General features: G+C 40.5%; 18 protein-coding genes and 1 pseudogene. 11 read left to right on the top strand and 8 right to left on the bottom strand.

All coding sequences use genetic code 11. From position 1 onward, the window contains the following. Positions 1 to 80 precede the first annotated feature (80 nt). The 4 genes from F1644_RS01230 (at position 81) to thiE (ending at position 3,839) form a co-directional block, all read left to right on the top strand. Complete coding sequence (locus F1644_RS01230; protein WP_118302276.1) at positions 81 to 974, top strand: Fic family protein; 894 nt, start codon at positions 81 to 83, stop codon at positions 972 to 974. 147 nt (positions 975 to 1,121) lie between these two features. Continuing rightward, entirely contained in the window at positions 1,122 to 2,306 is a 1,185-nt protein-coding gene (locus F1644_RS01225; RefSeq protein WP_118302278.1) for a carboxypeptidase-like regulatory domain-containing protein, read from the top strand. 113 nt (positions 2,307 to 2,419) lie between these two features. After that, positions 2,420 to 3,214 carry a hydroxyethylthiazole kinase gene (gene thiM / locus F1644_RS01220; protein ID WP_118302280.1) on the top strand — a complete coding sequence of 265 codons (795 nt, stop codon included), beginning with the start codon at positions 2,420 to 2,422 and terminating at the stop codon, positions 3,212 to 3,214. 7 nt (positions 3,215 to 3,221) lie between these two features. Then, positions 3,222 to 3,839, top strand: coding sequence for a thiamine phosphate synthase (gene thiE, locus F1644_RS01215; RefSeq protein WP_168044170.1), 618 nt, complete (start codon positions 3,222 to 3,224; stop codon positions 3,837 to 3,839). A gap of 243 nt (positions 3,840 to 4,082) precedes the next feature. Here thiE and F1644_RS01210 read toward each other — a convergent pair whose 3' ends face one another. Continuing rightward, on the bottom strand, positions 4,083 to 5,429 hold the full coding sequence (locus F1644_RS01210; protein ID WP_168044172.1) for a sodium-dependent transporter: 1,347 nt from the start codon (positions 5,427 to 5,429) through the stop codon (positions 4,083 to 4,085). A gap of 250 nt (positions 5,430 to 5,679) precedes the next feature. Between F1644_RS01210 and guaA the strand changes: the two genes are divergently transcribed. Continuing rightward, a complete protein-coding gene (gene guaA / locus F1644_RS01205; protein ID WP_168044174.1) occupies positions 5,680 to 7,209 on the top strand; it encodes a glutamine-hydrolyzing GMP synthase in 1,530 nt (509 codons plus the stop codon). A gap of 87 nt (positions 7,210 to 7,296) precedes the next feature. On the opposite strand, the gene F1644_RS01200 is transcribed toward guaA, so the two are convergent. The 6 genes from F1644_RS01200 to F1644_RS01175 all read right to left on the bottom strand — a co-directional run bounded on the left by F1644_RS01200 (position 7,297) and on the right by F1644_RS01175 (position 11,867). Further along, a complete protein-coding gene (locus F1644_RS01200; protein ID WP_124317847.1) occupies positions 7,297 to 7,704 on the bottom strand; it encodes a HEPN domain-containing protein in 408 nt (135 codons plus the stop codon). After that, positions 7,701 to 8,015, bottom strand: coding sequence for a nucleotidyltransferase family protein (locus F1644_RS01195; protein WP_087420280.1), 315 nt, complete (start codon positions 8,013 to 8,015; stop codon positions 7,701 to 7,703). The genes F1644_RS01200 and F1644_RS01195 overlap by 4 nt, the downstream gene beginning before the upstream one ends. Before the next feature lie 63 nt (positions 8,016 to 8,078). Next, on the bottom strand, positions 8,079 to 8,810 hold the full coding sequence (locus tag F1644_RS01190) for a LytR/AlgR family response regulator transcription factor (protein WP_118302292.1): 732 nt from the start codon (positions 8,808 to 8,810) through the stop codon (positions 8,079 to 8,081). Then, complete coding sequence (locus tag F1644_RS01185) at positions 8,807 to 9,859, bottom strand: sensor histidine kinase (protein ID WP_168044176.1); 1,053 nt, start codon at positions 9,857 to 9,859, stop codon at positions 8,807 to 8,809. Before F1644_RS01185 ends, F1644_RS01190 begins: the two co-directional genes overlap by 4 nt. Continuing rightward, complete coding sequence (locus F1644_RS01180; RefSeq protein ID WP_162613734.1) at positions 9,850 to 10,869, bottom strand: sensor histidine kinase; 1,020 nt, start codon at positions 10,867 to 10,869, stop codon at positions 9,850 to 9,852. Before F1644_RS01180 ends, F1644_RS01185 begins: the two co-directional genes overlap by 10 nt. A 92-nt stretch (positions 10,870 to 10,961) precedes the next feature. Then, the gene (locus F1644_RS01175; protein ID WP_168044178.1) at positions 10,962 to 11,867 is read right to left on the bottom strand and encodes a DUF6268 family outer membrane beta-barrel protein; all 906 of its coding nucleotides are present in this window, start codon (positions 11,865 to 11,867) and stop codon (positions 10,962 to 10,964) included. A 338-nt stretch (positions 11,868 to 12,205) separates the two neighbouring features. On the opposite strand from F1644_RS01175, the gene F1644_RS01170 reads away from it, so the two are divergent. The 6 genes and pseudogenes from F1644_RS01170 to F1644_RS01140 all read left to right on the top strand — a co-directional run bounded on the left by F1644_RS01170 (position 12,206) and on the right by F1644_RS01140 (position 22,710). After that, positions 12,206 to 13,378 (top strand): FecR family protein, encoded by a 1,173-nt coding sequence (locus tag F1644_RS01170; protein WP_168044180.1) that lies wholly within the window; start codon positions 12,206 to 12,208, stop codon positions 13,376 to 13,378. Between the two features lie 80 nt (positions 13,379 to 13,458). Next, positions 13,459 to 17,067 (top strand): SusC/RagA family TonB-linked outer membrane protein, encoded by a 3,609-nt coding sequence (locus F1644_RS01165; RefSeq protein WP_168044182.1) that lies wholly within the window; start codon positions 13,459 to 13,461, stop codon positions 17,065 to 17,067. A gap of 11 nt (positions 17,068 to 17,078) precedes the next feature. Beyond that, positions 17,079 to 18,620: a RagB/SusD family nutrient uptake outer membrane protein gene (locus tag F1644_RS01160; RefSeq protein ID WP_158571939.1), complete on the top strand. Its 1,542-nt coding sequence runs from the start codon at positions 17,079 to 17,081 to the stop codon at positions 18,618 to 18,620. A 3-nt stretch (positions 18,621 to 18,623) separates the two neighbouring features. Further along, the gene (locus F1644_RS01155) at positions 18,624 to 19,619 is read left to right on the top strand and encodes a hypothetical protein (protein WP_087420272.1); all 996 of its coding nucleotides are present in this window, start codon (positions 18,624 to 18,626) and stop codon (positions 19,617 to 19,619) included. A gap of 12 nt (positions 19,620 to 19,631) precedes the next feature. Continuing rightward, a pseudogene (locus tag F1644_RS01150) lies at positions 19,632 to 20,578 on the top strand (FISUMP domain-containing protein). Positions 20,579 to 20,595: 17 nt separating this feature from the next. Beyond that, positions 20,596 to 22,710: a thioredoxin family protein gene (locus F1644_RS01140; protein ID WP_168044184.1), complete on the top strand. Its 2,115-nt coding sequence runs from the start codon at positions 20,596 to 20,598 to the stop codon at positions 22,708 to 22,710. Between the two features lie 57 nt (positions 22,711 to 22,767). Here F1644_RS01140 and F1644_RS01135 read toward each other — a convergent pair whose 3' ends face one another. Then, entirely contained in the window at positions 22,768 to 23,316 is a 549-nt protein-coding gene (locus F1644_RS01135; protein WP_118302310.1) for an RNA polymerase sigma factor, read from the bottom strand. Positions 23,317 to 23,665 lie beyond the last annotated feature (349 nt).

The following is a 23,665-nucleotide window of genomic DNA, read 5'->3' as shown; positions in this document are numbered from 1 at the left end:
GGTCTGTTTTTTTGCCGGTAACGGCAAAAACAACTACCTTTGTTTGAAATCTGAATGTAAAACTTGCCGATAATTTTAATATGGAATATATTTCAGTGAATGAATTTGCTAGGAAATACGGTATTTCGGAGCGTACTGCACGCAACTATTGTGCGACCGGGAAGATCGAGGGGGTGTTTTTAACGGGTAAAACTTGGAATATTCCAAAAGCTGCCGGATTGCCCATGCGTAAGTCTTCCCCAATGGAGGTTATGCCATTACTTGCTATATTGCGAGAACAGAAGAAAATGAAGTTGAAGGGGGGCATTTATCATCGTACACAAATAGACCTCACGTATAATTCCAATCACATCGAGGGAAGTCGCTTAACTCACGACCAAACGCGTTACATTTTTGAAACCAACACGATCGGGATAACAGATGAAAGTGTGAACGTGGATGATATTATCGAGACGACCAACCACTTTCGTTGTATTGATCTAATTATTGACCGGGCAGAAGAGCGACTTTCAGAAAAATATATCAAAGAATTGCATTATATTTTGAAATCCGGAACGTCTGACCATCGTAAAGATTGGTTTGCTGTTGGTGACTACAAGCGTTTACCGAACGAGGTGGGCGGAATCTTGACAACACCACCGGAATTGGTCCACTATGAAGTTAAAACTTTGTTGGCAGAATATAACGCGAAGAAGTCTAAGACTTTCGAGGATATTATTGACTTGCATCAAAGATTCGAATCCATTCATCCGTTTCAGGATGGTAATGGACGTGTTGGTCGGTTAATCATGTTCAAAGAGTGTCTGGCGAATGGTTTTGTCCCGTTTATCATCACGGAAGAGTTGAAGATGTTTTATTATCGTGGATTGCAGGAATGGAGTCATGTCAGAAACTATTTGCTTGATACGTGCCTTACTGCACAAGATAATTACAAAGAAATTTTAACTGGATTTAGAATCAAGTATTCAACGTAATCAGCACCGCTTAGAACTTTGAAATTACAAGCTGAATACCCTTAATCAAGGTGTATTGTTTTTAATAACTTGCGACTAGTGAACTTGTAACCTGCAACTTTTTTATATCTTTGCAGAGGAAAATTAATTTTGAATAATAGAAATGCTATGAATAAAAAAATACTATCATTAATTATTTTGTTTTTAGGAGTGTTCTCGGTCATACAAGCTCAGAATGATGGGAAGATTCGGGTGAAAGGTGTTGTACTGGACGAGACAACACGGCAACCTATCGCTTTTGCAAATATTGGAATTATCGGAACTGCGGCGGGAGCTGCCTCAGATATGGATGGTTTGTTTGAGTTGATCGTGTCGGAAAAATTGGCAACTTACATGATGAGAGTGTCCGCGGTGGGATATGCATCCGCGGAGATGAAGGTGTACGAGGCACGAGATAAAGGGGAGGTGCAAATTCTTCTGAAACCGGTTACTTACGGGATCGGGGAGGTGGACGTGACGGCCGAGTCTCTGGTGTTGAAGAAATTACTGGAGAACGTGGTGAAGAATATTGGGAGGAATTATATTCCACGGCCCTATAATTACGAGGGATATTTCGAGTATGGTGTAGAGGTAAACGACGGGGAGAAGAAATTTAAGGAGGCGATCGTGGATATTTATGATAGTGAAGGGTATAAGCGTTCAAACGTGGAGCAAACGTTTAAAGCGTTGAATTATAATTTTTCGCAGGTTCGCCGGAGCGGGGAAAGCGGTTCTGCTGTTGACGGTTTGATCTATTTCGATGATATTATTACGGCAGATATTGTTCGTAATACTCGTAATATACTGGATTTACAAAATTTCCGAGACTTCAAACTGAGAAGTAAAGGAAAATTCATGTATGAAGGGGATTCCGTGCAGATTGTTACTTATGAATGTCTAAAACCTTCCTTGTCAAATTCCGGTACGGCAAACGTAACGAAATTCAGTGGGGAGTTGTACGTGGAATTAAAGAGTTTCGCAATTATCAAGAACGTGATGCACGTAACTTCTTCTGCGTTTAACTTGTTGGGACGTAATTTGCTGCTTGCTGGAGATAGTCCCCGGCACGAGGTGATGGCCACAATCACGACGAACTATAAACGTGTTAGTTCATATTATTTCCTTAGTGGCGTAAGTATCGTCTACACTTACAAGGATGGTGCCGACCGGATTAAGGGTGAGATGCAGTACCAAACTACTAAAGTCAGCGTGAACAAGACCACCCCGATTACCGGAAGAGTCTATTACGAGGAAGTACCCACCGATCACAATTTCTGGGATCGGTACACGATTTATTTGGAGGAAGAAGAATAGATTAATTTTAGATTTAATGATTTTAGATTTTAAATTCCAGCCGCACTCATCAGCGCTCCTGATTTAACTCTAAACTTTAAACTCTCATTTTCAACTTTCAGTTTTCAATTATCATGTTGGAGCAAATTTGGGAAAATATCCAGCGGGTGAAGGAAGAATCCCCGCTGGTGCATAATATAACGAATGCCGTGGTGATGAATAACACGGCAAATGCGTTGCTTGCCGCTGGTGCATCACCGATTATGGCACACGCCTTGGAAGAGATTGACGAGATGGTGGCTTTATGTCGTGCCACGGTAATTAATATTGGTACATTGGATCGTTTTACCGTGGAATCCATGAAAGCGGCGATCCGGCGGGCAAACGAAGTGGGGCATCCCGTGGTACTTGATCCCGTGGGAGCCGGGGCCACGAGCTTTCGTAATCAAACGTTGCGGGATATACTGGCAGCTGGAACTCCGACTTTTATACGGGGCAATGCATCTGAGATCATGACGATGGCAGGATTATCAACACAATCCAAGGGAGTGGATAGTTCCGAATCTTCTTTAAATAGCCTTGATGCAGCCAAAGCGTTAAGCCAGCGAGTCGGGTGTATCGTTTGCGTTAGCGGGGAGACGGATCTAGTAGTAGAAGGCGATCGGGTAGTATACCTGCATAACGGTTCGCCGATGATGGAGAAAGTGACCGGGTTGGGGTGTACGGCCTCGGCTATTCTGGGGGCGTTTGCCGCGGTTGTAAAGAATCCGTTTATGGCAGCCGTTAGTGCTACTTCTTTCATGGGGGTATGTGGCGAGATTGCCGTGGGGATGTCTCAAGGCCCTGGAACATTGCAACTTCATCTATATGATGTGATGTATAACTTGAGCCAAGAACAATTCATGCAGATTGTACGAGTTTCAGAATAAGAGGGATATGCGTATTTATTTGGTTACGGATGAAGGGTTGTTATTAGGGAAGGACTTGTACCGTACGGTCGAGGCCGCCGTAAAAGGCGGGGTGAGCATGGTACAGTTACGGGAAAAAGAGTCGTCAACCCGAGAATTTATTGAACGGGCAATTCGGTTGAAAGAAGTGTTGACTCCTTACGGAGTCCCTCTGATTATTAATGACCGGGTGGATGTTGCGTTGGCGGCTAATGCTGATGGGGTACACGTGGGACAAAGCGATATGCCCTACGAGATGGTTAAGCGGTTACTACCGGAGGGGAAAATTATCGGCTTATCCGTGGAATCACCGGAACAGGTGCTGGAGGCCAATGACTATGATTTGGATTACGTGGCAGCAAGTCCCGTGTTTTCAACCACGACGAAAACAAATACTATCGTAGAATGGGGATTAGATGGCTTACGCTGGATCAGATCTGTTTCCCGCCATCCGTTAGTTGCCATCGGGGGAATTCGTCCTGATAACGTGGCGTCGATATTTCAGGCCGGGGCGGATAGCGTGGCGGTAATTTCGGCGATTGTCTCTGCCGACGATCCGGAACGAGCTGCACGGGAATTATTGGAAAAAAGCGGTAAACTTCACTAATTTGTTTTACTATACTAACCCCTGCTTGATGGTTAGGCTATCCTTGCTTTACCTTTAAAATATAATCTAAACATACCATGAACACATCATCGACACGGACTATTGTTGATGATGTGTTCATGGTATGTTGTTGATATGTACTTGAGGTAGTGAATCCATAGTGTATTGTCCTTGTATCGTCCTGAAAAAGTTTACTGTAAACTTAGTAAACTAATTTTAGGAAATACATTGTTGAGAGAATAATCAGAATAATCCCAGCGAGTGTAATAGAATCACGAGGATAAATAGGGGTGCTACATATTTTAGGACGAATATCAACGGTTTCAGTAACCATAGTTTCAATTCTCCATTATTGGTTAATTCCGCTTCCAGTAAACGGCGATCGAATCTCCAGCCCACGTAAATGGAAATCAAGATTCCACCCACGGGTAGCAGTATGTTGGAACTGACGCAATCAAATATCCCGAAGATCGACAAGTTGCCGATATGGACTTCTTTTAACGGTCCAAAAGAAAGGGTGCATAAAATGCCGAAGATCGTGACGATTACCGTGGATATGACGGTCGCTTTGCGGCGGCTGATGTGCTTTTCTTCCACGAAAAAGGCAACGATTACTTCCAGAAGGGAAATCGAGGAAGTGAGAGCGGCCATGGTTAGCAGGAGAAAGAAAAGAATCGCCCATAGTTGCCCGAAAGCCATGCTTTGGAACACTTGTGGCAACGTGAGGAACACAAGGCCCGGCCCGGAATCCGGTGCAATGTTGAAAGCGAACACGGCGGGAAATATGGCAATTCCTGCCAACACGGCGATCAGCGTGTCCGCGCAAATCACTTGCAAGGATATAGAAGTCAGGTTTTCATCTTTTTTGATGTAAGAGGCGTAAGTCAAGAGGACACCCATGCCGATTGATAAGGAGAAAAAGGCCTGTCCCAGAGCAGAAAGTACTCCCTGCGAAGTAAGTTCCGAGAACTTGGGTAAGAAAAGAAATTTTATCCCTTCCATGGCTCCCTCCAGCGTGCATGCCCGGATTCCGAGTATCACAATAAGCACGAAAAGGAGGGGCATCATGAGTTTGGTGTATCGTTCGATACCTTTTTTTACTCCTGCCAGCACGATAAAACCGGTGAGAGCCATGAACACGATTTGCCAGAACACGGGTTTATAGGGATTCGTGATAAAGTCCGAAAACATGGTATTCAAATCAACATCGGTGCCGGCATGAAAAGAGAAGGTGAAAGATTTAAAGACATATTCCAACGTCCAGCCGGCAACCGTCCCGTAAAAGGAGAGAATCATCGTGGCGGCAAGAAGAACCAGTACCCCGAAATAACGCCAGGCTGTTTTGGGCTCCAATCGGTCGAAGGTTCCGAAAGCGTTTCTTCCGGAATAACGTCCTAAAGCAAATTCCGAAAGCATTACCGGTAATCCTATGGCTACCGTGAAAAATATGTATACCAGAAGAAAGGCACCCCCGCCATTATTCCCTGCCTCGTAGGGAAATTTCCAGATATTTCCCAAACCGACCGCGGAACCAGCTAGGGCAGCTATTGCCCCGAATTTAGAGCCAAAACTATCTCTCGTGTTGTGCATAAGAAGAAAAAGTTACAAGTTAACAGATTGCAAGTTACAGGTTAAAATTGTAAAGTGTAAGTGAATTACGGTTTATAGGGATTTTAGGTTACGAAATAACGTCATTTTTTAACCCTGCATATCAGGAGGTTATAAGTATATCAATAGCCTGTAACCTGTTAACTTGTAACCTGTAACTTTTTCGTCAGGACTTTTTTAAAGTTCCGGCGAAAAAAACGTATCTTTGCCCGAAAATAAATAAGCGATTCACATGCAAGAGAAAATTCTAATACTGGATTTCGGTTCACAGTACACGCAGTTGATAGCGAGACGCGTGCGGGAACTGAATGTCTATTGCGAGATTTACCCTTTCAATCACTACCCTGCACTTGATGCGTCCGTGAAAGGCGTGATCCTTTCGGGAAGTCCTTTTTCCGTGCGTGACGAGAAGGCCCCGCAACCGGATTTGTCTTCTATAAAAGGAAAATTACCGTTGCTGGGAGTATGTTACGGGGCTCAGTATCTGGCCCATTATTTCGGGGGTGAAGTTAAAGCCTCGAACAAGAGAGAGTACGGTCGGGCGAATTTATCATTTGTTGATAATTCTTGCCCGTTGTTCAAAAATATCAGCCAACATTCACAGGTGTGGATGTCTCACGGTGACACGATAGAGGTGTTACCCTCGCATTACACGGTGGTTGCCAGCACGTCTGACGTGGAGAATGCCGCTTACTGCATTGGGGGAGAAGAAACTTTCGGTATTCAATTCCACCCGGAGGTGTACCACAGCACGGAAGGAACCGCTTTGTTGAAGAATTTCGTGGTGGACATCTGTGGTTGTAAACAAGACTGGACACCGGATTCTTTTATCGAGACTACGGTTGCCGAATTGAAGGAAAAGATCGGCGAAGACCGTGTGATTCTTGGTTTATCGGGGGGAGTAGACTCCACGGTTGCAGCGATGTTATTACACCGGGCTATCGGTAAGAATTTGACTTGTATTTTCGTGGACAATGGTTTGTTGCGGAAAAACGAGTTCTCTGATGTGCTTGAAAATTACAAGGAACTCGGCTTGAACGTGATCGGTGTGGATGCGGGAGATCTTTTCCTTTCCCGTTTGGCAGGTATCGAAGATCCCGAGAAGAAACGTAAGATTATCGGAGCAACATTCGTGGACGTGTTCGACGAAGAGTCGCATAAAGTAAAAGATGCAAAATGGTTGGGGCAAGGTACGATTTACCCGGATGTGATTGAATCATCATCAGTGAACGGACCGTCACAGACCATCAAGTCACATCATAACGTGGGCGGTTTACCCGATTATATGAAACTGAAGGTCGTGGAGCCTTTACGTCTGTTATTCAAGGATGAAGTTCGCCGGGTAGGTAAGAGTCTTGGATTGGCGGATAAGTTTTTGAAGCGTCATCCTTTCCCCGGACCGGGTTTAGCTATTCGTATCTTAGGGGAGATCACGAAAGAGAAAGTGAGATTATTGCAGGAGGCCGACTATATTTATATTTCCATGCTTCAAGAAGAAGGTCTGTACGATAAAGTATGGCAAGCCGGAACCATCTTACTCCCGATCAAGAGTGTCGGGGTGATGGGAGACGAGCGTACTTACGAAAGTGTGGTAGCCTTGCGTGCCGTGGAATCAACGGATGGGATGACAGCCGATTGGTGTCACCTACCATACGAATTTTTGGCAAAAGTGTCTAACAGGATTATCAATAATGTCCGGGGGATTAACCGCGTTGTTTATGACATCAGCTCAAAGCCACCAGCCACGATAGAGTGGGAATAGTGGTGGAATTTAAAATAAAGGAGAGCGTTCGACAGATTTAGAGTTGGACGCTCTTTTTCGTAAGATACTTTGAAATGAATTTAGATTCTATTCTGTTTTTATCAAATCAGTAATAGCATCGATGAAAATTTTAGCTTGCGGAAATAATTCATTTACTAAATCTTCATCGCAATAAGCAAAATCATCATAGTCCCCACTATGCCTTTTTTCAAATAAAGTACTGAATGTTTTACCAATTTTTAATGGTAATTTGCCAGTTGCGACAAAATGTAATCCGAGCATCGTTTTAACCCCATTGTGAGTTTGTGTTTGAATATCATACTTTAATAGGAGAGCCACGGTTGCATAATAACATGCGTAATACAAACGATTGATGGCTGCATTATAGAAATTTTCACGTTTCATAACCTCTGCCTCTTTCAATGTTTCATAAGCTCGTTGTATTCTGTATGCAATCAATGCATTCTTGCTATTTTCGTCCATTTTTTCTTTCATAACACGATCCCTTCATTTACAATGTTGATATAAAATGGTGTTTTAAATGGACGATTTTCCCAAAGCTTTTTTAACATTATGATAGGGCTGATCGTGACACCTGTCTTTAATTCCAGTTCATAAAGAGGTAGAGTAATAGATTCTTCCTGTTCTAGAGACATTTTTTCTCCGTCGACTAAAATCAACAAGTCAATGTCACTATCAGAACGAGCTTCTCCACGAGCCTCAGAACCAAACAGGATAGCTTTAGCTGTTGGGGCAATTTCATGTATTATCTTTCTAATTTGTTCTACTACGTCAGCTCGTTTCATGGGTAATGAATTACTTCGTTCTTACAAAGATAAGAATTTATCTTTTATCTTCAATGCTATTTTTTAAAGAACACCTTTTTTGAACCCACCTCTTTTCGTCACGAATTTCTCGAAAAAGTCGTCCCGGTAACTATTGCCAATGGCGATTTCGTGTGAGCGGATGGTGACGTCGTTGTTGTCGAAGGAGGTGATGTGTCGGGTGTTGATGATATAGGATTTGTTAATGCGGAAAAACAGACTGGCAGGAAGTTGTTCGTGTATGGCCTTGAGAGTCATTTTGGTAATGATCCGTTGATCTTTCAACTGGAGAATCACGTAATCTTTCAGTCCCTCGATAAAAAGAATATCCTCGAAATTTACCTTGAAATAACGGCGTTCGGATTTCACAAACAGGTAATCATTCTCCACTTCCTCGATGTTTTCTTTTTCTCCCGTGACGAGTAAAGTGTGATAGTTCATTGCTTTGTTGACCGCTTTCTGGAAACGTTCGAATTCAATGGGTTTTACCAGATAATCCACGGCATCCACCTCGTAACTATCTAACGCGTATTCCGTGTACGCTGTTGTAAAGATGATCAATGTATCTTTAGAAATATTCCGGGCGAACTCGATTCCCGTGATACCGGGCATCTGTACGTCGAGAAAGACGAGGTCTACCGGGTGAGAGGTTAGGTAAGTGGCCGCGGAGGAGGCATTATTGAACATCTCCATCAGTTCCAGTTCCGGCACCCGGGCTATAAGAGACCGGATACCCTTCCGTGCGATCGGCTCGTCGTCGACAATAATACATTTCATAATTTCAATTGTAAATGAACTTTATATTGCGTTTCTGTTTCTTCTATCCGAAGCGAGTAATCCTTCCCGTACAATAACTCCAAACGTCGTTGCACGTTTGACAATCCTAACCCTCCGGTTTCTTTCTTTACCGGAACGAGAGGTTTGGAGTTTTCGCAGGTGAAAGTCAGCTCGTCATGTTCCACACAAAAATAAAGGTAAATGTACGATAAATTCTCGCTATCGGGGTTATGTTTTATAGCATTTTCAACAAAGGGGATAAAGAGTAGCGGGGGAATCTTCACGTTATTCACATCACCTTCCTTTGAGATCAAGTACTCGAAATGATCCCGGCGCATCTTTTCCAGTTCGAGAAATCCCGTCAGGAAGTGAATGTCCGCACTCAAGAAAACCTCTTGCCGGGCGCTGTCGTTCAATTGGTAGCGCAGCATATCGTCGAGCTTGGTCAGGAGACGGGAAGCCTCGTCCGGGTCTTCCTTCACGAGAATATTGGCATTGTTGAGCATATTGAACAGGAAATGGGGATTGATCTGGTTCTTCAATTGCTGCAATTCCGACTGCATCGTAGTTTTTTCCAGTTCCGTGATTTGCCGGTCATAGATCATCCAGCGCCGGAACAGTTCGATACTGGTGGTTCCCATGGTGATCATCCCGATGATCACGATCGCGTAAAGAACATTGGGTAAAGAGTAGGCGTTCTCGTTCACGAAAATCTCCGTGATCACGCCATATTTTTGATAAAGATACTGAACGATAGGGACATAAATCAATAATCCTGTAATAATGATGAGAAACAAGGCCGCAATATAAAACGACAATTTATTCTTCACGAGCAGGTGGGGAATCAAGATAAACTGGTTGATATAGGTCGGTAGCATGAACATGGACAAGCTGATGAGATAAGCATAGAACCAGCCTATCCCGGTGAAGTAACCGTACACGTTCTGGAAAGCAAAGAAAGCGATGATCAGAAAGGTCGTGATATTTCTGATCTGGTTGAAATTTGGATTCAACTGAAAGTGCGGGTTCAGGTGGTTCTTTATAAACATATTTGTAAACTGGTAATGTTATTTTTGTCTCCTTGTTTTGTTTCAAGTAGAAAGCTCTCCCCGTACAATAACTGGAGTCTTCGATGCAGGTTATATAACCCGTTGGCTGGCTCTTTCGAAAGGCCGGGAGGATAGATACAGGCGAAGTACAGGTTGTTGTTCTTCATTTTGAACAGGATGTATATATCGGGGAATTTACCCGTGTCATGGGATCGGATATACCCGAGGGCATGTTCAACAACAGGAATAAAAAGCAAGGGAGGAACCAGAACATGATCAATGTCCTTATCCATCGTGATACTGAAGTCAAAACGATCGTTGAGTATTTTCTCTAAGTTCATGTAATCCCGAATAAACGAAATATCCGCACTTAACAGCACCTTTTCCCGCATACTATCATAGAGTTGATAGCGCAGCAGGCGACTTAAACGGAGTAAGAGAGAAGAAGCTTTGCCCGCATCCTTTTTGGTCAGCACGTTGGCCGTGTTTAACATACGTGACAAGAAGTCCGGTTGAACCTGATCTTTCAGACGGTCGAGTTCATTCTGTACCTTGCTTTTTTCCAATTCCTGCAATTGTCGGCTGTGCATGATCCAGCGTTGCAGGAATATGGTCATGGAAAATGCCGAGATATAAAAAAAGATGCCTAGGAAGTTAATGAAAAAGAACAGAAAAAGATTACAATTCGGTTTAATTGCCTCGTGAAATACCGGGAAATAAAATTTCGAGATGAAAATAACCAGAAACATCATGAATAGGAGAAATAGGGTACACGAAAGCAGGCAAATCGCGTATGTCCAATACTTACCTTTAAAAAGAAGACGAGGTATTAATATATACGTGTTCAAGCATATTATCCCCCAGAACAGGAATATGAGGGTGATGTTAATCAACGTGATGGCATTCCATCCCGGGGAAAACTCGGAGTTCTCGAAGAGTCCCCTCATGACGATAATTCCAAGCAGCAGGAGAATCAACAAGTGCCTGAAAATCCGAAATTTTGGATGCATTAGGAAATTTTCCCAATACTGGTTTCCGTTTTTATATGTGATTGAATTGGACATTTGCGTGTAAAACTGGGGATAAATTTAATGATTTCTTTTTAGAATTTCCATGCTATACCGAGAGAGCAATAGAATCCCAATCTGAAATGCGGATCGCTCTCGTCGTCATCGGAGAAGTATTCCTTTAAACTTCTTTTCGAGTAAAAAGCACTCCGAGCCGGAGTAATGCCCAAGGTGAGCGGGATGGATAACGATTTGCCGAGTGTGAATTCCGGACGTAACCCGACAACCACGTATTGCTGGGTGAAATACATCTTTTTCCCGTTTCTCTCGGAAAGAGCCATCATCCCGTCCATTTCGGCAACAAGACTTAATTTCAGGTGGTTGTTAAATTTCATGCCCACGGAAACCCGCACGGCATCAATTAAGGCAACATTTACCTCGTAACGTCCTTCTAATCGCCAGTTGAAATAGAATGCGGGGAAGAGCATAGGATAACCAAACGTGTTATTCAGGGCGGCTCCCACACCAAGGTCTAGGTTCGGGCGTAAATGGCGGATGAACACGATGGCACCTTGTCCCAGTATATTATCCCATCTTGCCTTGGATAGATTATCGCTATCCATGTAAAGGCCGGCCCCAACGGTTGCCAGCATGGACCATTTAGCATTTAGCGGTCTCGTGTGTGTTAACCCGATTTGAAGGTTTAACATATCCGAGGGACATAGGGTTACGGGAAGTTTCTTGTTACTCATGCTTGCGTGTGATGCGCTACATCCGATTACCCAGGCCGTGGGGCTGTTATTCTCGTTCATTTTAACTGAAAGCGGAACTCGGAATCCACCTTGTATTACTTTTAAATCTCCCTTGGCTCCCGAAAGTTTATTCTCTTCATCTTTATATGAGGTAGAACTGATGTACTCCGTTTTAAAGTAGACTTGAGCGTGTGTTTGCTGATAGGCGAGCGGGATAAAAAAGAATAGATAGCATAGGATAGATTTCATATTGTATTGATTTTTTATTCACGGGATAAAAGTAGAAGATGTTTGGGAATGGGGATGAAATAATAGACGAAGTCCGGGTATAAGTCGACCAACCTCATGTTTTTGTTCGTCCTTGCGGCATATATTCTTTTATATCTGTCCCTTTATCCCGTCGATATGCCTTCGTAAAGTCTCCGTTTCTATGAAACACGTGTTTAACGATAGTATAACAAACTGATGTGAGAGAATGTATTGATTAATAGAAGATTAATATATTGTGTGAATTTTTTTTGAAAAAAGTGGCATTTTCTTATTACACCAAAGGGGGTGGTTCCCGTTTTGGTATTAAAAGCACAAAAATGACATTGAAAACAAGAGAATATATCGTACAGTTAATTGTCCGCCACGTGCAAGGGACGTTGGATGATACCGGGAAAAAGGAGTTGCTTGAATGGCGGGAAAGTTTCCCCGAGAACGAGGCTCTTTTTCAAAGAATGACTTCCCGTGTTCATTTCGAGGAAAGTTTAAAGGCTTGCGAGATGACGGGTAAGGAGATGGAATCAGAATGGAAACTGATCTATGGGAAAACGATTGGACGTCGGCGCTTGAGTATGAGACGGATGTTTCAGTACGCCGCAATATTGATTGCAGTTGTGTTGATCGGTGGGATCTGGATGTTGGGAGATCGGGATGTTGAGTTACCTGGTGATTCCTTGATGGCTAAGGCTCATCTGATAAAGAAAATAAAACCTCAGGCAATTTTGGTTATGGGGGACGGGACGACCGTGAATTTAAAAGACACAAGCTCTCTGGCATCATTGGTTTCCACGAAAGTGGCACTTTCCGCGAACAAGGAAATTTTGACCTACACGGAAGGAAGTGTTGACACGGTGATGGAGTTCCACACGATGAAAATACCCCGGGGTGGGGAGTACGTGCTGGTATTGTCCGACGGGACGACAGTTTATCTGAATGCCGAATCAGAATTAACATATCCAGTCAAATTCAGTGGTAAAGACAGGCGGGTTTATTTGAAAGGAGAAGCGTATTTTGAGGTGGAAAGAGATACGTGTAAACCTTTTATCGTGGAGGCAAATTCTTTGGAGATACAGGTTCTCGGAACGGAATTCGGGGTGCGGGCTTATGGGGATGAAGAATGTGTCCGTACAACACTTAAAAAGGGAAAAGTGAGCGTGGAAAGTGAGGGGTGCGGGGTGATCCTGACCCCGAATATGCAGGCCTCTTTTGACAAGAAAACGTCACAGATGGATGTACGGGAGGTGAACGTGGATTTGTTCCTAGGCTGGAAAGACGGACGGTTGATATTTGATAATTGTTCTTTGGAAGATATTTTAAAGGATCTGGGTAAATGGTATGATTTTGATGTACGTTATGCCCGGGAAGATGCCCGGTTAATACCATTCTCTCTGAATATAAAGAAACATGATGCTTTTGCGGAGGTCCTTCAATTACTTGAAGACACGGGGTGTGTGAAATTTGATATAAGAGATAACGTCGTTGTTGTAAAATAAAAAGTAGCGCGGGAACGCTACTTTAACCATCCCCCGCTAAGAACAGGGGACGAATAGTTATAAATTTGATTTACAAAGTTATGAAGAAAAATTGTAATCTTGTAAGGAAGAGGTATTTTTTATTTTTCCTTTTCCTGGTTTTTTCTATGCAATTTAGCCAGCGAGTCTACTCGCAGGAAATGAAGTTGTCCTTCAACCTGAAGAATGCAACTTTGAAAGATGTGATTAACGAGATCAAGCGTATTTCGGTCTATGATTTCGTGTATAGCGATCCTCAGTTAACCTCCTTCAAACAACGGGATGTATCATTTACGAACGCGACGATTCAACAAGTGATGGAGGATTGTTTGAAAGACACGAAACTCACGTACGCGATTAATGGAAACACGATCGTGTTTAAATTGAAAGCTACCCAAGAGAAAGAACAGGAGTTGAAATACATCTCCGGAGTGGTTACGGATCAAGCTGGTAATCCTTTGCCGGGAGCTACGTTGTTAATTAAAGGAACCACGACAGGAATGGCCACGAATACCAATGGAGAGTACAAGATCGGGGTGCCTAAAGATGGGGAATGTACATTGATTTTTTCATTTATGGGAATGAAAACACAGTACGTGAAAGTCGGGAATAAAACGAAAATTGACGTAAAATTAGAAGAAGACTTGACGGAAGTTGAAGAGGTGGTTGTGACCGGTTATCAGAATATTGATAAAAGACATTTGACCAGTGCTGTAAGTTCCGTAAAAGCATCGGATATATTAACTCCCGGTATGACGAGCATTGATCAAGCTTTGGAAGGACGGATTCCTGAATTGGTATTAATCAGTAATTCGGGGGAAGTAGGAGCGACTCCTAGAATTCGGGTAAGAGGTACTTCCACGTTGCTGGGTAACCGGGAGCCGTTGTGGGTGTTGGACGGTTTTATTATGCACGATCCGGTTAACGTGAGTAATGATGATTTGAATAATCCGGATTATATTAATATTATCGGTAATGCTATTGCCGGGATTAATCCACAGGATATTGAACGTATTGATGTATTGAAAGACGCTTCGGCCACGGCTCTTTACGGAACAAGAGCAGCCAATGGCGTGATTGTAGTTACGACTAAAAAAGGGGCAATCGGTCCGGCTCGTTTCTCCTATAATCACTCATCAAAATATACGCGTCGTCCTCGTTATTCGGATAGAAATATAAACTTGATGAACTCGCAAGAGCGGGTACAGTTTGGTAAGGAACTTAGTGATCTGCATTACCAATTCCCATCAGACATGACTATGGTCGGATACGAAGGAGCTTTGGATAGTTATTATAAAGGTTTATCCACGTATGATGAATTTGTGGAAAACGTGAAATGGTATGAAACCGTGAACACGGATTGGTTTGATATTTTAACACGTGATACTTATTCTCATGATCACACATTTGGTGTATCGGGTGGTAATGATGATATCCGCTATTATGTATCAATCGGGTATAACAAGGAAAATGGAGTTTCTAAAACAACTTATACCGAGCGTTACACGACACGTTTGAATTTGGATATGACTTTCTCGAAGAAAATTAAGGCTAATTTTTCCATGAACGGGAACGTGCAAAAGAAAAATCACTTGATGGATGAGATTGATGCAATGGATTATGCTTATAACACGACCCGGGCTTTACCTTGTTTTAATCCTGATGGAACACTTTATTATTATAACAAGTCGGCTTACGGTGGAACGAACAGGTATAGCAATAAGTTTAGGTATAATATTTTAAATGAAATAGAAAATAGTTCTAACGAGTATGACGGAAACACGATTGGAGCAATGCTTGATATCAAATTAACCCCGATCACTGGACTGGATATCTCTGTATCTGGAAATTATAACAGGAGTAGTACTTTACAGGAACAATGGTGGGGAGAAAAAACGCATTATGTAGCTCGTTGGAAAAATGCCGAGTATGAGTCTCTTCCGTTGACAGGTTCATCCGGATATTGTTATTTGCCTTACGGGGGTATTCTAAAAACAGTAAATTCTATTACAGAAGGGTATACTTTCCGTACTCAGGTTGATTATCGTAAATTATTTGGAGAAAATCAACAACATATGATGATGCTGATGGGTGGATTCGAGTTAAATGGAAATACAACCAGACAGATCAGTGATGAAAACCGAGGATTCGTGAAGGACCGGGGACTGCAGTTTATTGATGAATTACAAAATTTGGATGATTATCCGTGGTACAAGGATTGGTTGAACCAGAATCACCGTAGTATAGCGCATGGTATTTCTCACCAGATATCCGGGTATTTTGTACTGAGTTATAGTTATCAAAATCATTTCACGTTGAATGTGAATGGACGTTTTGATGCTTCCAATAAGTTTGGTAGCCGCAGTAATGAACGTTTTTTACCGGTATGGTCTGTTTCTGGTAACTGGAATTTGCAGGAAAATATATTAAAAAACGTTAAGTTTATTAGTGAATTGCGATTGAGAGGATCATTCGGTATACAAGGAAATATGTTGGAAGACCAAAGTCCGAATTTGATTATTAAACAAGGTACATTGGAACCTATTTACAATGAGAACGTGTCTACGATAGCTCGTTACCCGAATCCTAATTTACGCTGGGAAGAGACGCAACAATTAGACGGAGGTCTTGAGATTGGATTTTTTAATTCACGTTTGAACGTGGAGTTTTCTGTTTATTCCAAGAAAACCACGGATTGTTTTACTGATGTGAGAGTTTCTTCGGTAAACGGAGTGGCCAATCATGCTTACGTTATGAATGGTGGGGATTTGAAGAATAGCGGCTACTCTATTTCTCTGTCTGCCACGCCTGTTAAAACAAAAGATTTCCAATGGAAATTCTCCACGTATTATTCAGGAAACTTTAATAAAGTTCAGACAGCATCGGTTGAAAGTTATACGTTAAATGATTATTTGAATGGTACTGCGTTGGTTGACGGGGCAGCAATTGGTAGTTTTTATTCGTACAAATTTTGGGGATTGAATCCTTCGAATGGAACTCCGATGTTTGATGATTATAATGACCGGAAACATTTACTAGAATATAAAACGTTAGAAGAAACGGTGTTGATGACCATGGAAAAGAGTGGACAACGTGATCCGATTTTTAGTGGTAATTTCTCGAATAATTTCACGTACAAAAATTTTTCTCTGTCGATGAATTTATCTTATAGCATCGGTTCAAAAGTAAGATTATTCCCGTTGTATTCTCCAGTGGTTTCGGGTGTTAGTTCGGAGATGAACGTGAGAAAAGAATTCATGAATCGTTGGATGGCTCCCGGTGATGAAGCACATACGAATATTCCGGTTATCATGAGTCCGGCAGATCCTGAATACATGACATATTATGCTCATTTTTCAGCAGGACCGACAACAGCAACACATATACAAAATTTTGCATCCAATGTTTGGAATATGTATGATAACTCTGATATTCGTGTCGTTAGCGGTAATTACTTGAAATGTTCATCTATGACCATACGTTATAATCTCTCTTCCGAGTTGTTAAAGAAAACACCTTTTTCTAACATATCGCTTAGCTTAAATGCGTTGAATTTATTCACGATATCTGCTAAAGAATTGAAAGGACAGGACCCTTCACAAGCGGGTTTTGCAAAACCGAACTTATCGGTTCGTCCTTCTTACACATTCCAATTTAATGTTACATTTTAATAGTCATGATAATGAAAAATATTATTTACATCGCTATTTTAATCCTGTTTACGGGTTGCGGGAATTTTCTTGACGAATATTCGCAGGATCTCGTTGTCCCGAAAACGGTATCGGATTTGAATGAAGTTTTGCTAGGAAATGGATATGTACCTTCTTCGGAAGTACAGTATTTGAGAAGTGGTTCAATTGGCTGGCAACTTAATATTCTAGATGATGACATTAATACGGTCATTGCTTATGTTGCGAACAAAGGTTTGCAGGAAATGGATCAAGTTTATTATGGGTACACGACTTGGCAAATGGAAGTGGGGAGAAATTACACGGGAAATAATTTGTCCGGAGATAATGCCAATTGGGATGCCTTATATCAACGGATTAATTCAATGAATATTATTTTGCACGAACTTGGCAACGTGAGTCAAAGTACGGAACAAGATAAAATGGATGCCATTCGGGTGCAAGGAGAATGTTATTTTTTACGGGCACAGTTTTACTTATTACTTGTGAATATGTATGCTAAAGCGTACGATCCGGATAATGCGGCAACGGATTTGGGAGTGCCTTTAAAGTTGACCTATTACGTGGAGCATGATAAGGATAAAGAAACTCAGTTTGAACGTACTCCTGTTGCTAAAGTTTATGAGCAGATTGTGAAAGATTTAAAGGAATCTGTGGATTGTTTCACGAAAAGTCCCCAGACAAAAAGTTTTTACCGGGCTTCTAAGGGTGCTGCTTTATTATTGTTGAGCCGGGTATATTTGTATATGCAGGATTGGAAGAATGCAGAAATAACAGCAAAAGAGCTGTTGGCAGAAAACAAATCTCTGTTAGATTATAGTAGTATCGTTGACAATGAGAAAGGATATGCAATATCCGAGAGTAGTCCGGAACTCTTGTTCTCACAAGGTCCTTTAAATTTGCAGTGTGATTTTACGGGAGTTGGGGGAGATTTTTGTATATCCAATGATTTGTATAAACTATATGATGAAAATGATTACCGGAAGGGAATTTATTTTGTTCGATCAACACAAAGTGATAGTTTGGGCTTAAATCGTAAATACGAGATGGGAAAGCATCGTTCTTATGTTTCGGACATCTTTACGTTACGTACGGCAGAAGGATATTTGAATGTAGCAGAAGCTTGTGCCATGCAGGGGGATGCTGAAGGGGCATCTGATTGGTTGAATCAATTGAGGCATAAACGTATTGAAAATTACACAGATGTAGAATACGATGCCAATGAGGTAATAGATCAAGTACGTGTAGAAAGGAGAAAAGAGTTATGCCTGGAAGGACATCGGTGGTTTGACCTAAGAAGGTACGCCGTGTGTAAAAAAGCTCCTTTTAAAAAGACCATAGAAAGAGTGTATGCCATTTATGATTGGGAAAGTCGAAATATATTTAAATATGCAGAAGTCTACCAGTTAAAAGAAGATGATTTGGCGTATGTTTTCGCTATTCCGAAATCCGTGTTGGAATTTGATAAAGGTATGCCCGATAATATCAGAGAAAATAGGGAATATGTTAGGTTGATATACAGAAATAATGAATAGGTTATGAGAAATGTTATATATTTAGTTTTTGCGTTCTTGATTTTAGGGTGCGGGAATGAGGACGAACTAACGTCTAAGATTGAGATCGAAAATCTGTACGGTATTCAGGATGATCCGTCAGATCCAGTGAAACATCGTGTTTTCGAGATGTACAGCGAATACGGGATACCCGTTTATTTTAATGACACGATCGGGCGAATTTTCGTGAAAAAAGATGTGACCGGAAAGGATGTTTATCGTTATGAAACCTTGGATTTAGCTTGGGGATTCACTTCCTATGATCGGGTTACTTACGATTATGAATACATGATGGACCCGGATGAGCAACTGAAAGCGTTAGATATCATTGAAAATTACTTAAAACTAGCCGCAAAACCTCTTCATCCGTTTAATTTCTTTGTTACCAAATCTGCAAAAATAACTGATTCGAATGATAAAGAAGAGATTTATGAAAAGGGGGCTTACACGATCAATTATCGAACATTATTAATGACGGGAGATTGGACGGACTCTCAGGTTGAAAATTTACCGGGAGAGATGGTTCGAGAAATGGTGAAATCTAAAATTGTTAATTATAAGGATCTGTTAGAGGCATTTAATACTATTTCGGATCCCACTTGGTATGGTGAAATCTGGTCTAGCTTGGATCCTCATTACTATGACTATGTAGACGGAATTGGGCAACCTAAAGCTTGGTTTACCCCATCCGCTTTGTCTGAAGATTGGTATCTGGCCTCTTACTTTACCGAGGAAGAATTGGCTGAATTTAGAGCAGCGGTACGAGCTGCGATTGGGCAATGGGGTTTTGTTAATGGTGATACGTTCGCAAATGTCATGTCTCCTCGCAAGAATGAAATCGATCTAGTACTATACATTACGGAAATGCTAAGATTGTCAAGAGACGAATTCGAAGAATTATGGGGAGACTGTCCTTTGGTTATGGAGAAATATGAGATTTTATATGATATTGTCGCCAATAAACTGGGTGTGGAACTATAAAGAAATGTAAGTATGAAAAAGGTCATTATAATATTATTAGGCATTATAGTGTATTGTAGTTGTCAGGATGATAATAATTCTAATCGGGTAAAACCTGAGGTCAGTTTTTCTGATTTTCAGGATCCTAGAGATTCGAAGACGTATAAATGCATTACTATCGGGGGACAAACTTGGATGGCTGAGAATCTTAAATATCGTTCTCCACGCGGAAGTATGGACGGATGCTATACTTATGGAGAAGAAAATATGAGAGCACAAGATATTGTCATTAATCAAGAATTATGGGCGGATTCCATACGGGCCGGAATTACACGGGGGGAATTTGAGGGAACTGTCGGGACTATGAAATTGGCAGATATACTCGTTTTATGGCTTGATTATTTTAAACCGGATTCCTATATCAATCAAGTTGAGAATAGTTACGGTGCAACTTTTCCAAATGCAGTTATATCTTTAAGACGGATTTACAATAATCTTTATCCTCAAGCACTTATGGAGGTGTCGAAACAGTTTTTTGAGAAAGCTGAAAGTACAAATGGACATTATTCTAGTAAATATGGCTTTTTGTACACGTACGAAGGAGCCTTGCAGGCAGTACCCGATGGCTGGCGTCTTCCGACGGATGACGATTGGAAGAAACCTTGGGTATGTCTGTTTCAGAAATAAATATGTTGGACGAGTGGCGAGGAAGTTATGAAGGTGACCTATTGAAAGAGGGGGAACAGGGAATCGGTTTTAATGCAGGTTATGCCGGCGCCAGAGTATATGGGTCTCACATGTATGGTGGAAATTTTTATAACAAAGATGTTAATGCCTACTTTTGGTCGGCAACTCGTAAAGTAGAAAGTGATACAGTCGATTTAGGGATAACAAGGATACTTTTTTTGAAAGAGGATCGCATTATGAGAAGTTCTTCCAAATTAAGTGCTGCATATAGTGTTCGTTGTATAAAAGAATAAAATGTAAAAACAATCACATGAAAAAGTTTACTTTAGTATTAAATCTTGTATGTTTTTTAGCTTTGGGCTCTTTTGCCCAAAGCATGTACGGAGATGCCGTGAAGGCTGACGTGAAAATGAAATATGTCTATTCTTTTGAAGAGGCATTGAAGAAAGCAAAGGAAGAGAACAAACTGATTTTCTTTAATTGTTTTGCAGATTGGGCTGTTCCCTGTCACTCTATGAATAAATTAGTGTTTAGTGATCAAGAATTTGCAGATTGGATGGACAAACATTTCGTGAATTTTTTTATAGATGTAACTACCCCGGCAGGCCGTCCGTTTGCAGATAAGTATAAAATTACATTTCAAGCACATTATCTCGTTTTAAATAGTGATGGTGAAGTGGTGCATCGGATTGTAGGAGGGCATCAGATCCCTGAATTCAAAGCTATTTTGAAAAATGCTTTAAATCCTAAAACTTCATTGGCAGGTATGAACAAGAGATATGCTGCCGGAGAAAGAAATGTTAAATTCTTGAATGCGTATGCTGATGTATTGAAAATTGCCAGCGAAGATGAGACATATAAAAAAGTTGTTGAAGAACTTTTCAGTAAACTGAAAAAATCGGATTGGTCTAAAAAAGTGTACTGGAAATCATTTTGTTATATGACAAAAGATATTGACAGTGAAATGTTTAAATATATGTTGGATCATAAAGTGGATTTCGTCAAATCAAATGGAGAGGAACAGGTCAATCAGTTTATTTCTAATCTCTATGCTAGAACTCTCTATTCATACGCATCTGGAAAAGAGGTTTATAACGGTGAAAAATTACTGAATATTTATTTGGATATTCAAAAAGCAGGATTGCCAAAAGAGAATATGGTTTATTCTTTATATACCATTGCCAAGTACCGGGGAGAGGGGAATTTCAGTAAAATGATGGATGTGATCGAGACTGTTGTCCCGACATGGGAGTCTACAATTGCGGTTGCATTGGATTTATCTTTAGCCGAAATGAAGGATTTAGACAAGACAGATAAAGAGCGTTTGATCAATTACTTTCAAAAAAGATCAGAGAAAGCCGGGGGAGCCAAAAAAAATTATTTGGCAGCGATAAGCGATATGGTGAATACCGAAGGAATAAAATTTGAGGATATTACTTTTAACGAGGCCTTGAAAAAGGCCAAAGAACAAGGAAAACTGATTTTTATGGATTGTTACACAACATGGTGTGGTCCTTGTAAGATGATGAGTAATCAAGTCTTCAAACAAAAACAAGTAGGTGATTTTTTTAATCAGAATTTTGTAAATCTAAAAGTGGATATGGAAAAGGGTGAAGGACGAGATTTATTGAAAAGATATGGAGTAGACGCCTTCCCAACAATGTTTTTATTAGACGGTGATGGAAATATTATTTATAAAATTCGAGGAGGGCGGAGTGTACAAGCATTCATGACGGCAATAAAAAGAGGACAGAATCTGAAAATTCCTTTCTACATTCAGAAAAGCAGGTATGAGGCTGGTGATCGGTCGGCAGAATTAATGGCAGATTATTTTTATACAATGGCAGATGCTGGTGATGTAAAGAATGTAATGGGAGAGGCTCGTTCTTACCTTGCAACTTTGAAGGCTCCGGATTTATATAGTAAATCAGCTTGGGAGTTGTATGAGAATTTTGTGAATAACGTTACAGATCAAGAATTCAGATATTTGGTAACGAATCGAGAGAAGTTCGTGGAAAATATTGGGGATAGTGTGGTAAATAAAAAGATTGAAAAGGTTATTTTCCCTATGGTTATTGAATATTTGAAAGGTTCTGTCTCTAAAAATGACATAGCTGTAGCTTGGAATCTGGTAAATACAGGTAAATTTTCTTTGGATTATTCTTTGGTGTTGCTAAATAAAATTATTTCCATGTATGACAAAAAAGAATTTAGCCAACTAATCGATTTTTACGAGAAAGATGTTACATCGAATCAAGATGATAGAACACGTCTAAACTTGGATGTAATTCTTCATTATTTACTGAAAGATGCTTCTTCTAAAGAGAAAAATCGAGCTGTAACTTATGCGAAAAAAGAGATGGAGAAAGCTAGACCTGGTGTGCGGGATAGTTACATGGCCTTAATTGAGACTTTATCAAAATAAATAATAAATTTCTATCAATGATTCTCCTCGTAAGACTTTGCGGGGAGAATTTTTGTATTATAACCACGTCAGAACAGTAAGTAGATATTTGAGGCGTTCTCGCATATAATGGTTTGCGTTGTTCTTGTGTTTTTTCACGGTATTAATTGTGATATCTAATTGTTGAGAGATTTCTTCGTGGCTTTTTCCTTGTAAACTGAGTAAATATACTTCTTTACAAGCAGGAGGGAGTTCGTTAAATACAATACGTAAAGCTTGGAATATTTCAGTTTCCAGTATGTTGTCCAAAAATGATTTTTCTTCAGTATCTTCAGAATTAACGTGTTGAACATATTTTTGAGCAACAGCCTCATGGCGAATCAGATCAATACAGGAATTTTGTACAACTTTGTAAAGAAAGGCTTTCACCTCATTTTCATCTTTAAATTGGGACATTTTTTCCCATAATCGGACAAATGCATCTTGAATGATATCAGAGATAATATCTTGATCATTAATATACTTTATGGCAAAATAGCGTAGAGTAATCCCATACTTTTCATATAAGTAATGAAAGTTTTTTTCTCTTTCTTTATCCGTGAAATGTGGTACAAAACTTTTTGGCATGGGTATTATTGGAATCCTTCTTAATTATTAAGTTAACAAACTGTCATTCTGTTATTTTTATCTAGGTATTTGCAGGTAATTTTGTATCATAAATGGAACGTTTAATGATTGTACATTAAGGACATTATTATATTTCCAAAAAAAATTTTTATTTTATATTTTAATTAAAATATAAAATAAAAATTTTTTTTGAAATGATTATAATTACTTAATGTAAATCATTAAACGTTCGTTTTTTCACATTTCACGAATACTTAATAGATATTAGATTAAAAGAGATCTATCCCAGAATAAATGGTAAAGCTAACGTGAATAAACCCCTTATTCGTAGAATATTCGAAACTCATAC

Origin of the sequence: Butyricimonas paravirosa (assembly GCF_032878955.1) — a bacterium.
Classification (GTDB): Bacteria; Bacteroidota; Bacteroidia; order Bacteroidales; family Marinifilaceae; genus Butyricimonas; species Butyricimonas paravirosa.
Note: the sequence above shows the minus strand (reverse complement) of the source record. Positions and strands in the feature narration are given on the sequence as shown.